Here is a 12,379-nt window from a genome sequence, read left to right on the forward strand (position 1 = left end):
CGCGCCGGTCACGCGGCCGGCGCCTCCCACAGTTCGATGGGGTTGCCTTCCGGATCATGGATGCGCGCGAAGCGGCCGGTCTCGGGGCTATCCCATTCGGCCCGCGTCTCGATCGCGATGCCTGCCGCGTTGAGCTGCTCCAGCAAGCTGTCGAGATCGATCACGCGCAGATTGAGCATCGCCTGCTTGTCGGCGGCAAAATAGCTGCTGTCCGCCGCGAACGGCTGGAACACGATGCCCCCCGGCTCCGGATACCAGAACCACGGGCTCGCCTGGCCTTCGGCATCGGTGCCGCAGCCACCACCGACACCAAGCATCTCCTGATACCAGGCCTTCAGCCCCTCCGGATCCTGCGCGCGGAAGAAATAGCCCCCAAGTCCGACCACCGGCATGCCCGTTCCCCCGATCAGGCGGCCTGGGCGATCTCCTCGCCGGCCGCAGCCTCCAGCAGACGCCGCTCGATCGACTTGAGTCGCGACGACGCGCTGATCTTATCGCCGATCAGGTCGGTCAGATAGAAGGTATCCACCGCGCGCTCGCCATAGGTTGCGACATGCGCGGAATGGATCGTCACCTTCGACTGGAACAGCGCGTTCGCAAGGCTGTAGAGCAATGCCGGACGGTCCCGCGCATTGATCTCGATAACGGTGAACCGGTTCGATGCCTTGTTGTCGATGAACACGCTGGGTTCGATCGAGAAGGCATCGGCACGCGGCCGCACCGGCGCCTTGGTCTTCAGCCGTTCGGAGAGGCGGCCTCGATTGGCGAGCGCATCGGCAATGCCGGTCTTCAGCCGGTTGAGCCGAGCCTCCTCGTCAAAGGGCTGGCCGAACGGGTCCTGCACTAGGAAATTATCGAGCGCCATGCCGTCCCGCGTGGTGTGGATCCGCGCATCGATGATGTTGCCGCCGGCCACATGGATGGCGCCTGCGATGCGATAGAACAGGCCCGGATGGTCCGATGCATAGACGGTCACCAGCGTCGCGCCGCGGTCCGGATAGACCTGTGCCTCGACATGCAGCGTCGCGTTGCCCGCCGCCGCCACCATCACCGCGTTGCGCGCCAGCACGTCGACCGGTTCGGCGATCCAGTAGCTTTCGGTGAAGCGCCTCTTGAACGCCTCCATCCGCGTCGCGTCCCAACCGAGCGTTGCGGCCAGCTCCTCCTGCTTGGCGGCGATCCGCTCGGTGCGGCCGCGCTGCTTGTGGCCGAGCCGCAGCACTTCCTCGGCCGCTTCGTACAGCCCGCCGAGCAGCTGACGCTTCCAGCCGTTCCACACCCCCGGCCCCACCGCGCGAATGTCGACCACGGTCAGCGCCAGCAGCATGCGCAGCCGCTCGGCGCTCTGCACCTGCGCGGTGAAATCGAGGATCGTCTTGAAATCGGCCAGGTCGCGCTTGAACGCGGTGGCGGACATCAGCAGGTGCCAGCGCACCAGCCACGCGACCATCTCGGTCTCGGCCGCGGTAAGGCCGAGCCGCGGACACAGCCGCTCGGCGACTTCGGCGCCCAGGATCGAATGATCGCCGCTGCGCCCCTTGGCAATGTCGTGCAGCAGCACCGCGACATAGAGCGCACGGCGCGAGGCGAGCTGATGCAGGATGCCGCTGGCGAGCGGATGGTCTTCCTTCAGCTGCCCCTTCTCGATCTTGCTGAGCAGGCCGATCGCGCGGATCGAATGCTCGTCCACCGTGTAATGGTGGTACATGTCGAACTGCATCTGCGCGACGACGCGGCCAAAGTCCGGCACGAAGCGGCCGAACACGCCCGCCTCGTTCATCCAGCGCAGCACCGTCTCGGGATCGCGCGGCGAGGTCAGCACGTCGAGGAACAGGGCGTTGGCGCGCGGATCGGTACGCACGTCGTCGACCAGCTTGGCGTCGCGCGCGGCGGCGCGCATCGCCAGCGGGTGGATCTCTACCTCATGCTGGTCGGCAAGCGCGAACAGCTCGATCAGTCGCACCGGATCCTCGCGAAAGAAGCTGTCCCGCGGCAGCGCCAGCCGCCCGCGCTCCAGCACGAAGCCCTTGAGCTTGCGCCGCCCCCGCCACAGCGCCGGGAAGCCGAAGCGGCGCCCGCGCGCGGCGAACTTCTCGTCGAGATGCGCGAGGAACACGCCGGTGAGGTCGCCCACAACCTTCGCCTGCAGGAAGTAATAGCGCATGAAGCGCTCGACCTTGGACATGCCGGGCCGGTCGGCAAAGCGCATCCGATCGGCGATCTCGCGCTGCACGTCGAAGGTCAGCCGGTCCTCGGGCCTGTTGGTGATCAGGTGCAGCTGGCAGCGCACCGCCCACAGGAAATTCTCGGCGCGACGAAACTGTCGATATTCGGCGGGGGTCAGCAGCCCGGCCTCGACCAGTTCGGCCGGCTCACGGACATTATAGGCGAACTTGCCGATCCAGAAGAGCGTGTGCAGATCCCGCAGGCCGCCCTTGCCTTCCTTGACATTGGGTTCGACGACGTAGCGGCTGTCGCCCATCTTCTTGTGGCGGGTGTTGCGCTCCTCCAGCTTCGCGGTGATGAAGCCGCGCGCGCTTTCCGCCTGGACCTCGGCCTTGAAGCGCCGCGCCGCCTCGTCATACAACTCGGTATCGCCCCAGACGTAGCGCGCCTCGAGCAGCGCCGTGCACACCGTCACATCGGCCTTGGCCTGGCGCACCATCTCGTCGAGCGAGCGCGAGGAATGCCCCACCTTCAGCCGCATGTCCCATAGCGAGTAGAGCATCGACTCGATCACCTGCTCGCTCCAGCCGGTGACCTTCCAGGGGGTGAGGAAGCCGATGTCGATGTCCGAATGCGGCGCCATCTCGCCCCGGCCATAGCCGCCGACCGCGATCAGCGTCATGCGCTCGGCAGCGGTGGGATTGGCATTGGGGTGGAGCCGCTCGACCGTGAAATCCCACAGCAGGCGCAGGATTTGGTCGGTCAGGAAAGCGCCCGCCGCCGCCGCCTCCAGCCCACGGGAAGGATGCTCGCCCAGCCGCCGCGCAATCTCTGCCCGGCCGCTGTCGAGCGCGGCCTTCAACTCGGCCGTGCCGGCCTGACGCAATGCGGCGGTGTCGCGCGCCTCCAGGGCAGCGAGGCGTTCGGCGACGGCACGGCGATCGATCAGGGCGCGCCGATGGGGGACGGAGGCGAAGCGAGACGGCATGGGGAATCAGATAGGAGGATTTGGGAGCAAGTTCACCCGCGAAGCGGGCATATGCGCGATTTCTATGGTTCGCCGTACGCGGCAACGGCGCGGAAGCGCGGAATGCACCTGCGAGCCGCTGCCATGATCGCTGTTTCGCTCATCGGCACGGCCCTCGGAACACCCCTGCGCTCGGCCCGTTGACCGTGCCGTAACCGAAAGGAGATTTCGATGGCCACCGCCAGCAAGACGACCCCGAAGTCCACCACGCCGCGCAAGCGCACGCCGAAGGCGGCCGCTGCCGCCACGCCCGCGACGGCATCCGACACCAAGGCGGATCCCGCCGAGGCAAAACCGGCCCCCAAGGCCCGTCCGAAGCGTGCACCACGCGCTGCCAAGCCGGCCACCAAGATCCGGAAGAAGTCGGGCGTCGGCAAGGTGGGAATCGCCGCGATCGCCGCGACCGGGCTTGGCGCGGTCGGCGCGCTTGCCGTCGGGTTGTTGCGCAACCGCAAGCCGGCGGACGCGGCGCCCGGCACCGTTCCCACCGATCTGATGGGCGACCGCCACCCCGACGGCTCCGCCCGCGCGATCGAGGACTTCCGTCCGGATCCTTCCGCGCCGGTTCCCGAAAGCGAGCGCGAGGCGCTGCGCCCGGCGCTTGCCGGCGGCTCCGCCCCGACGCTGGTTGCCGGCCAGGCCGACGACCTGCGCCGGGTCGACGCTGCCCCGTCCTGACACACTGCCAGCTGCACGGCCGCGCAACCTTAGACGCGGCTGTGCATTGCCCCAACATTCCGAACCAGGATCAGGAGAGATACGATGCGCATCCTCGCTCTAGGCATGGTGGCTGCGGCCACGCTCGTTTCCGGCTGCGTGGAAGACGGCTACGGCGCCAGCTCCGCCGGCTATAGCGGCTATCGCAGCTACGATTACAACCGCCCCGATCCCGCCTATAACGGCTATTACGCCGATCGGTATTACCGCGACGACAACCGCTATCGCGAGCGCCGCCTATCGCGCAACGACCGCGTCTATCGCGGTCAGGACGGGCGCTATTATTGCCGCCGCAACGACGGCACCACCGGCCTCATCGTCGGCGGTGTGGCCGGCGGTCTGCTCGGCAACCTGATTGCACCAGGCGGTTCGCAGACGCTGGGCACGCTGCTCGGCGCCGCCGCTGGCGCAGCGGCTGGTCGCTCGATCGACCGCAACAACAACAACGTCACTTGCCGCTGATAGAAAGGGGCCGGGGTCGATCCCCCGGCCCGCTTTTCACACCAGGAGCCCTGCCATGACGACGCGCACCGCCACCGCCCGCTACACCGGTTTCGGCAAGGCCGGCAAAGGGCAGCTCACCAGCCCCTCCGGGGTGCTGGAGGCGACGCCCTACAGCTTCAACACCCGCTTCGGCGACGAGAAGGGCACCAACCCCGAAGAGCTGATCGCTGCCGCCCATGCGGGGTGCTTCACCATGGCGCTCAGTTTCGCCCTCGCGCAGGCGGGGTATAGCGACGGCACGTTGGAAACCACCGCGGCGGTAACGCTCGATCAGGATGGCGACGGGTTCAAGATCAGCCGCTCGGACCTGAAGCTGCGCGCGGAAGTTCCCGGCATCAGTCAGGAGCAGTTCGAGGCGCTGGCGAAGGGCGCGGAGGCAAATTGCCCCGTGTCCAAGCTGCTCAAGGCCGAGATCGCGCTGGACTGGGAACTCGCTTGACCCGGGTCGGGCGGCGCGGATCAGCGTCGCCCGATCACCGTCTCGATCGCCTCGTGCCGCGCGGGATCGCTCGCGCCGCATTCGCGCTCGAGACGGTCGCGAATGGCAAGCAGTTGCCGCTCGCTGAGATGCTCGATGCCGATGAACTCGTTGCGGGCCCCCGCAATGGCGCGGATCACTTCATCCAGCTTGGCCTGCAACGCGGCGGCATCGCGGTTCTGCGCATTCTGGATGAGGAACACCATCAGGAACGTCACGATGGTGGTGCCGGTGTTGATCACCAGCTGCCACGTGTCCGACCAGTGGAAGACCGGTCCGCTGACACCCCAGACGAGGATAACCAGAAAGGCGAAGACAAAGGCCGGGGGGCGGCCCGCCCAGCCTGCAACGCTTTGCGCGAAGCGCTCGAAAATCCTGCCCACGCGCCGCACTCCCGATCACCGATGCTGACGCTATGCGCGAAGCGCGGGCCGCTGCCAATCGGGGAGAATTCCCTGCTGAAGGGGGCCGGCGTTGCCGCCAGCCCCCATGTCGCCGATCCTCGCGAACCGCGCCCGAGAGCGTTAGCGCGAGCCATCGGCGGCCGGCACCTCCCGCTTGGGCAGGGACGCGGGTCGTGCCGCCGGATCGAACCCCGCGCGCAGGACGCGGGCGACGTTCGCTCCTGTCCGCCCGGGCGGCTTCCCGTTGCAGCCACGCCGAAACGAACCCGCAAGAGACTGTAAGAAGGCAGTTTTACCTGCGCCCCTTCACCCCCCACGTCTGAGGATGCTCGCACCCGCGGCGAGTCGCACCAAGTGCGGCGCCGTGACGCTGCCCTGTGGAACCTGTGGATAACGGGGATAAGTGATCAGGCGCCGGGGGGCGACCAGCCCGGCGGCGCCAGGTCGAACCCGGTGAACTCGAAGCCTGGCACGACGATGCAGCTGACCAGTCCCCAGCCCTGCCGCGCCTCGGTCGCCTGCCACTGGCCTGCGGGCACCCGTGCCTGCGCCACGTGCCCTGCCAGCACGTCACCCCCCAGCCGCAACGTCTCGACCCGGCCTTGGACATCGCTGCCGATGCGTAGATCGAGCGGCGCTCCGGCGTGCCACAGCCACAGCTCGTCGGCATCGACCCGATGCCAGTGGGAGCGCTGCCCGGCCTCGAGCAGGAACAGGATGGCGGTGCCGCCGGACCGCGTCCCGGTCGTGGTCGCCGCGCGCCATGTCTCGCGATACCAGCCGCCTTCCGGGTGCGGGGCGAGGCCCAGCCGTTCGATAATCGCGCGCGCTTCGTCCACTGCCTGTCTTCCTGCCTGCCGGTTCGCTGAACGCCACGTAGTATCAGGTTCATGCAACCGCACCTAAATCCGACACGTTCATTTCATTCAGAACCCATCGGGGAGTTAGACATGCGTACCCTTCTTCTTTCGCTCAGTGCCGCGGCGCTTGCCGTTCCCGCCGCGGTCGTCCTGCCGGCTGCCCAGGCTGAGGCCAAGGCCACGATCGGCCAGGATCGCTATTACCGCGACCACGACAATCGCCGCTATCGCGACGACCGTCGACGCTATGCGTATCGCGAATGGCAGGGCCGCGACGGCCGCCGCTATTGCCGCAAGCCGGACGGCACCACCGGCACGGTGATCGGTGCGGTGGGCGGCGCGCTCCTGGGCCGCACGATCGACACCAGCGGCGACCGCACTGCGGGTACCGTATTGGGCGGTGTTGCGGGTGCCCTTGCGGGACGCGCGATCGAACGCGGCGGTGACCGCAACTGTCGCTGAACGCCGACGGCCAGACGCTGAAGCATTAACCCTGGGGCGTTATAGCCCCGGGCATGCTTCGCGTTCTCGTGCTCTCCACTCTGTTTCCGGACGCCTCACGGCCCAATTTCGGCATCTTCGTGGAGCGACAGACGCGCGCACTCGCTGCGCGTGACGGGGTGGAGGTGCAGGTGGTCGCGCCGCGCGGGCTGCCGACCTTCCCGCTGGATCGCCACCCGCGTTACGCAGCGCTCAGCCGTCAGCCGATCAGGGAAAACTGGCGCGGGCTGACCGTCCACCGTCCCCGCTTCCTCAACCTGCCTGGCACCGGCGGTGCCTTTCACGCAGGCCTGATCGCCAGGGCACTGCGGCCGACACTCACCGAACTCCGGCGCAGCTTCCCCTTTGACGTGATCAGCGCCGAATTCTTCTTCCCGGACGGCCCCGCCGCGATTGCGCTGGGCAAGGCGTTCGATGTGCCCGTGTCGATCAAGGCGCGCGGCTCGGACATTCATCAATGGACCCGCCGCCCCGGCATCGCCAGGCAGATCGTCCGCGCCGGTCAGGCGGCGGATGGCCTCCTTTCCGTATCCTTGCCGTTGCGGGACGACATGATTGCGCTGGGCATGCCCGCCGAGCGGATCGCGTGCATCGTCACCGGCGTCGACCTCACGCGCTTCGCGCCGCGGGACCGTGGCGAGGCCAAGCGTGCGCTCGGGTTCAACGCGCCACTGGTCGCCTCGGTCGGCGCACTGATTCCGCTCAAGGGGCACGACCTGCTGATCGATGCGGTGGCGACGCTGCCCGGCGTCCATCTCGCGATCGCCGGGCAGGGCCCGGAAGCAGGCCGCCTCGCCGCGAAGATCGATGCGATGGGTCTTTCGGCGCGCGTCCGGTTGCTCGGCGCCATCCCACCCGAGCGGGTCGCGGAACTGCTCGCCGCGGCCGACGTCATGGCGCTGGCTTCCGCCTCGGAAGGGCTGGCCAATGCCTGGCTCGAGGCGCTGGCGAGCGGCACCCCGATCGTGATCCCCGATGTCGGCGGTGCGCGCCAGGTGGTGACGACGCCCGCCGCCGGTCGCATCGTCGATCGCACGTCTACCGCGTTCGCCGCCGCCATCGCGGGCCTGCTCCACGCTCCCCCTGCCCAGGCAGACGTGCGCGGTGTGGCCGCACCCTTCACTTGGGAAGCCAACAGCGAACGATTGCACGGCTTCCTGGCGCGGATGGTTGCAGATCGTCACGGAACCTGAACGAAGCGGCGGGGGTTCCCGGCCTGCCTCTTGGAAGGATTCGACGATGCAGAAGCCCAAGCCCTATCGCGCCCCGCGCCGGCAGCCGCCGCCGCAGACGCTCCTCCCCCGCCGGCTCCGCCGCGCCGCGACCATGCCGGTGCAGACCGAGTTCGACATCGTCTTCGAATGGGAAGCGGACGAGCCTACCCATCACTGATCGGCCCTGCGATTGACAGCGCGAATCGCTTGGCGGAAGCTGGTCGCTTGAACCCGGCACCGGAGACGCGTGATGGCCGACAAGAAAGCGAAGAAAGCGAAGAAGAACGGCGAGACGTCGTCGCTGCTGCCCAAGGTCATCGGCGGCATCAAACTGCCCAAGGATGCGCGGCGTCAGCTGACCGCGCTGGCGAAGCACCCGGTGGTCGCCGATCTGATCGCGGCAGGACTGGTCGCGCTCGCCAACCGGATCAAGGGCGACGAACCGAAATCCGCCCCGTCGCCGACCCCCGAACCGACACCGGAACCGACGCAGGCATCTGCGGAAGCCGCCGCGCCAGCCGCCGCGGAGCCGGCTGCGCCCTCCGCGGTAAAGCGCATCCGCAAGCGGGCAGCCGAGCCGGCAGCCCCGAGCGAAGCCCCTGCCGAAGCACCGAGCGCAGCCAAGCCCGCCAAGGCGCCGCCGCCGCGCCGCACCCGCAAGACCGCCGACACGGTGGCCAAGCCGCGCACGCGTCGCACGCCCCCCAAGACGGACGGCTGATCGCCTGCTACACGGGCAGGCGGGGAAAACGGGGGACCATCGCATGCAGAGCACGCACGCGCCGGAATCGCATGGCCCGGGCCATGCGCTGGAACGGCTGATCTTCTTTTCGGATGCGGTGTTCGCGATCGCGATCACGCTACTGATCATCGAAATCCACGTGCCGGAGATTCATCCGCCGCTCACCGACGGCGCCTTCCTGCAGGCGCTCGCCCAGCTATGGGTGAAGTTTCTCAGCTTCTTCGTGTCGTTCTTCGTGATTGGTGCCTTCTGGGCCGGGCATCATCGTGCCTTCGATTGCGCGCGCCATTGGTCGCCCAGGCTGGTCCTGCCGAATCTGTGCATGCTCAGCGCGGTGGCGGCGATCCCGTTCTTCACCGCCTTCTCGTCCGAATATTACGGACACCGGGTACCCACCGCGCTCTACTGCTTCTGGATGATGCTGATCGCCCTGGCCAATATCTGGGTGCAGCGCATTGCCACCACGCAGCCCGTCGTAGGGGAGCGGATCGCCAAGGCGCACTGCCGGGTGATCCGCCAGCGAGGGGTGGCGACGCTGCTCGGCACGATCACGGCCTTCGGGATGGCGCTGATATTCCCGTGGGCCGCGCAAGCAACGCTGGCGACCATTCCGTTGTGGCGCCTGCTGCTCCAGCGCCTTTCGCCGCCACGCGGATAAGCGAAGGGCCCCCGCTTCCAGGAAGCGGGGGCCGTGGATCGCCTCAGCGGCGATGGTTGTTGCGGTCGTGCTTCTCGTAGCGGACCTTGGCCGACAGCGCGTCGTAGCGGCGGTCGAGGTCGCGGCGCTCCTGCGGGGTCAGGCCCGGGCGCGACGCGCGGTAGCGGGCTTCCATGCGCACCAGACTGCGATATTCGTTGCGGATCTGGGTCGCCTCGCGGCGGCTGAGCGCGCCGGAGCGGATGCCCTGGTTGATGCGCTGTTCGATGCGATCCTGGCGGGCGTTGATGTTCTGCCAGCCACCCTGGAACGCCGGCGCGGCGGAGGCGGGAACAGCGGCAGCGGCAACACCAAGGCCTGCGATCAGCAGCATGAACTTCTTCATCGGATACTCCTCATTTCGACTGGACCGCCCCTGCGGTCGAGAGCCGTTGTGGAACGCCGATGTCGCGATTTTGTCCCATCAACCGTGGTTTTGCGTCACCAATTGTCGCAAGCGGGACAGGTTCGTTCAGGTTCAGGCCGCGAGCAGCCGCTCCGCCTGGGCGCGCGCTTCGGGGGTAATCTCCGCGCCGGAGAGCATCCGCGCGATTTCCTCGCGGCGCTGCTCGCGCGTCAGCGGCGTGACCCCCGTGCGGGTGACGATCCCGTCGTGACTCTTGGCGATCAGCAGGTGCCGCGCCCCGCGTGCCGCGACCTGCGGGCTGTGCGTCACCACCAGCAGCTGCGACCCTTGGGCCAGCCGTGCCAGCCGCTCGCCGATCGCGTCCGCCACCGCGCCGCCGACACCGCGATCGATCTCGTCGAAGATCAGCGTGCGCGCGCCGCCTTCCTCGGCCAGCGCAACCTTCATCGCCAGGATGAAGCGCGACAGTTCGCCGCCGCTGGCGATCTTCATCAGCGGGGCGAAGGGTGCGCCGGGGTTAGTCGAAACCTCGAACTCCACCCGGTCCATGCCGGCGGCCGTCCACTGATTTTCGTCGAGCGGCTCGACCACGGTGCGGAAGCGCGCGGCATCAAGCTTGAGCGGCTTGAGCTCGGAAGCGACCGCCGCGTCCAGCCGCGCCGCCGCCATGGTGCGCATCGCAGACAGGGTCTGCGCCGCCTCGCGATAGCGGGCATGCGCCTCCGAGGCGGCCTTTTCGAGCTTGGCGATACCCGCGCCGCCGCTGGCAAGGCGATCGTACCGGCCCGACAGCTCGGCCAGCAGCGCAGGCAGCTCGTCCGGCTGCACCCGATGCTTGCGGGCCAGGCCACGCAGGTCGAACAGCCGCGCCTCGTCCGCCTCGAGCGCGGCGGGATCGAAGGCGAGCGCTTCGGCCGCGGCATCGACCTGCGCCTGCGCCTCACTGCCTTCGGTGATCGCGCGGTCGATCGCGGCCAGTGCTTCGGCAAGCGCGGCATGATCGTCCGACACGCGCTCCAGGATGCGCGCCGCGTGCCGCAGCCGCGCAAGGCCGCCGTCGGAGCCCTCGAGCAGATCGGCGATCCCCTGCAGGTCGGTCGCGATCTTCTCGCCCCGCTGCATCGCGGCGCGGCGCTCGGCGAGCCGCTCCTCCTCGCCTTCCTCGGGCGCGAGCGCGGAGAGTTCGGTGACGGCATGTTCCAGCCATTCGCGATCGCGCTCGGCACTGTCCTGTTCGGCGCGCGCCACCGCCAGCGCATCCTCGGCCGCGCGCCAGGCCCGGTGCGCGATCGCAACCGGCCCGACATCGCACCGCCCGAAGGCGTCGAGCAGCAGCCGGTGCCCGCGCGGGTTGAGCAGCCCGCGATCGTCATGCTGCCCGTGGATCTCGACGAGATGCGGTGCCAGTTCGCGCAGCAACCCCGCCGAGGCCGGCTGGTCGTTGACGAACGCGCGGCTGCCGCCATCGGCCTTGACCAGCCGCCGGATCAACAGCGGCTCGCCGGGCTCCAGTTCCATGCCGTTCTGGGCGAACAGACTGGCGATCTGGCTATCGGCTGCGGGCGGCAGGAAGCTGGCGACGACGACCGCCTGCGCGGCGCCGCTGCGTACCAGCCCGCTGTCGGCGCGCGCCCCCAGCGCCAGTCCCAGCGCATCGAGCAGGATCGACTTGCCCGCCCCGGTCTCGCCGGTCAGCACGCCTAGACCTTCGCCGAACTCCAGGTCCAGCGCCTCGATCAGCACCACGTCGCGAATGGATAGCGCGGTCAGCATCGCGGCCCCCTATCGCAGGAACAGAGGAAGAACGGAAGTGGTTTTACGCGGGTTGTCAGCTCTTCGGCTTGGCCGGCGGGCTGGCCTTGGCGGCGGCAGCCACCTTGTCCTCGTTTTCCTGCATCAGCTTGTAGGCATGCTTGTACCAGTCGGTACCCGGATAGTTGGCGCCCAGCACCGCGGCGGCCTTCTTCGCTTCCTCTGGCACGCCCAGCGCCAGATAGGCTTCGGTCAGACGCATCAGCGCTTCGGGCACATGCGTGGTCATCTGGTAGTTGTCGACCACGTTGCGGAAGCGCAGCACCGCCGCCAGCCACTGGCCGCGCGTCTCGTAGAAGCGGCCCACTTCCATTTCCTTGCCGCCCAGATGGTCGCGCACCAGGTCCAGCTTGAGGCGGGCATCGGCCGCGTACTTCGAATTGGGATAGCGGCGGATCAGCTCGCCCAGCGAATCGAGCGCCTGCTGGGTGATCTTCTGGTCACGCGTGACGTCGCTGATCTGCTCGTAATAGGAAATGCCGATCAGATAATAGGCATAGGGCGCATCGCGGTTGCCCGGGTGGACGGCCAGGAAGCGCTGCGCCGAGGCGATCGCCTCCGCATAGTCGCGGTTCAGATAGTAGCTGAACGCCCCCATCAGCTGCGCGCGGCGCGCCCAGACCGAATAGGGATGCTGGCGCTCCACTTCGTCGAACAGGGCGGCAGCGAGCTTGTACTGGTGCTGGTCCAGCTTCTGCTTGGCCGTGCTGTACAGCGTGCCGACGTCGCGCGCGACATAGGGGAGATCCTTCACCCCGCCGCGCTTGGCGCAGCCGGCGACGGAAAGGGCGAACACCGGAAGGAGCGCGAACGCAAGCGCGCGAGGCAGAGGACTACGCATATGGCGGGGTTCTTAGACCGGGCCCGTGGCTGCAAACAATCCTTTTCGG

15 protein-coding genes are annotated in these 12,379 nt (G+C 68.2%); 8 read left to right on the forward strand and 7 right to left on the reverse strand.

Annotated elements, in window-relative coordinates:
* Positions 1-8 precede the first annotated feature (8 nt).
* Positions 9-392, reverse strand: a complete 384-nt coding sequence (locus OIM94_RS09005; protein WP_264609721.1) for a VOC family protein — start codon at positions 390-392, stop codon at positions 9-11.
* 14 nt (positions 393-406) lie between these two features.
* Positions 407-3,154, reverse strand: a complete 2,748-nt coding sequence (locus OIM94_RS09010) for a [protein-PII] uridylyltransferase (protein ID WP_264609722.1) — start codon at positions 3,152-3,154, stop codon at positions 407-409.
* 210 nt (positions 3,155-3,364) lie between these two features.
* Between OIM94_RS09010 and OIM94_RS09015 the strand changes: the two genes are divergently transcribed.
* The 3 genes from OIM94_RS09015 (at position 3,365) to OIM94_RS09025 (ending at position 4,853) form a co-directional block, all read left to right on the forward strand.
* The gene (locus OIM94_RS09015) at positions 3,365-3,871 is read left to right on the forward strand and encodes a hypothetical protein (RefSeq protein ID WP_264609723.1); all 507 of its coding nucleotides are present in this window, start codon (positions 3,365-3,367) and stop codon (positions 3,869-3,871) included.
* 84 nt (positions 3,872-3,955) lie between these two features.
* Positions 3,956-4,372: a glycine zipper 2TM domain-containing protein gene (locus tag OIM94_RS09020; RefSeq protein WP_264609724.1), complete on the forward strand. Its 417-nt coding sequence runs from the start codon at positions 3,956-3,958 to the stop codon at positions 4,370-4,372.
* A 55-nt stretch (positions 4,373-4,427) separates the two neighbouring features.
* A complete protein-coding gene (locus OIM94_RS09025) occupies positions 4,428-4,853 on the forward strand; it encodes an OsmC family protein (protein ID WP_264609725.1) in 426 nt (141 codons plus the stop codon).
* Positions 4,854-4,873: 20 nt separating this feature from the next.
* Here OIM94_RS09025 and OIM94_RS09030 read toward each other — a convergent pair whose 3' ends face one another.
* A complete protein-coding gene (locus tag OIM94_RS09030; RefSeq protein ID WP_264609726.1) occupies positions 4,874-5,275 on the reverse strand; it encodes a low affinity iron permease family protein in 402 nt (133 codons plus the stop codon).
* A 428-nt stretch (positions 5,276-5,703) separates the two neighbouring features.
* Complete coding sequence (locus OIM94_RS09035; RefSeq protein WP_264609727.1) at positions 5,704-6,135, reverse strand: cupin domain-containing protein; 432 nt, start codon at positions 6,133-6,135, stop codon at positions 5,704-5,706.
* Between the two features lie 111 nt (positions 6,136-6,246).
* On the opposite strand from OIM94_RS09035, the gene OIM94_RS09040 reads away from it, so the two are divergent.
* From OIM94_RS09040 to OIM94_RS09060, 5 genes are all read left to right on the forward strand, one after another.
* On the forward strand, positions 6,247-6,618 hold the full coding sequence (locus tag OIM94_RS09040) for a glycine zipper 2TM domain-containing protein (RefSeq protein WP_264609728.1): 372 nt from the start codon (positions 6,247-6,249) through the stop codon (positions 6,616-6,618).
* Between the two features lie 53 nt (positions 6,619-6,671).
* On the forward strand, positions 6,672-7,850 hold the full coding sequence (locus OIM94_RS09045; protein WP_264609729.1) for a glycosyltransferase: 1,179 nt from the start codon (positions 6,672-6,674) through the stop codon (positions 7,848-7,850).
* A gap of 46 nt (positions 7,851-7,896) precedes the next feature.
* Complete coding sequence (locus OIM94_RS09050; RefSeq protein ID WP_264609730.1) at positions 7,897-8,049, forward strand: hypothetical protein; 153 nt, start codon at positions 7,897-7,899, stop codon at positions 8,047-8,049.
* 72 nt (positions 8,050-8,121) lie between these two features.
* Positions 8,122-8,592: a hypothetical protein gene (locus OIM94_RS09055; protein WP_264609731.1), complete on the forward strand. Its 471-nt coding sequence runs from the start codon at positions 8,122-8,124 to the stop codon at positions 8,590-8,592.
* Positions 8,593-8,635: 43 nt separating this feature from the next.
* Positions 8,636-9,271, forward strand: coding sequence for a TMEM175 family protein (locus OIM94_RS09060; protein ID WP_264609732.1), 636 nt, complete (start codon positions 8,636-8,638; stop codon positions 9,269-9,271).
* A 43-nt stretch (positions 9,272-9,314) separates the two neighbouring features.
* On the opposite strand, the gene OIM94_RS09065 is transcribed toward OIM94_RS09060, so the two are convergent.
* From OIM94_RS09065 to OIM94_RS09075, 3 genes are all read right to left on the reverse strand, one after another.
* The gene (locus OIM94_RS09065) at positions 9,315-9,656 is read right to left on the reverse strand and encodes a hypothetical protein (protein ID WP_264609733.1); all 342 of its coding nucleotides are present in this window, start codon (positions 9,654-9,656) and stop codon (positions 9,315-9,317) included.
* Positions 9,657-9,788: 132 nt separating this feature from the next.
* Positions 9,789-11,450 (reverse strand): DNA repair protein RecN, encoded by a 1,662-nt coding sequence (gene recN / locus OIM94_RS09070; protein ID WP_264609734.1) that lies wholly within the window; start codon positions 11,448-11,450, stop codon positions 9,789-9,791.
* 55 nt (positions 11,451-11,505) lie between these two features.
* Positions 11,506-12,330: an outer membrane protein assembly factor BamD gene (locus OIM94_RS09075; protein ID WP_264609735.1), complete on the reverse strand. Its 825-nt coding sequence runs from the start codon at positions 12,328-12,330 to the stop codon at positions 11,506-11,508.
* Positions 12,331-12,379: the final 49 nt, after the last annotated feature.

This window comes from Sphingomonas sp. R1, from assembly GCF_025960285.1.
In the GTDB taxonomy this organism is placed as follows: Bacteria; Pseudomonadota; Alphaproteobacteria; order Sphingomonadales; family Sphingomonadaceae; genus Sphingomonas.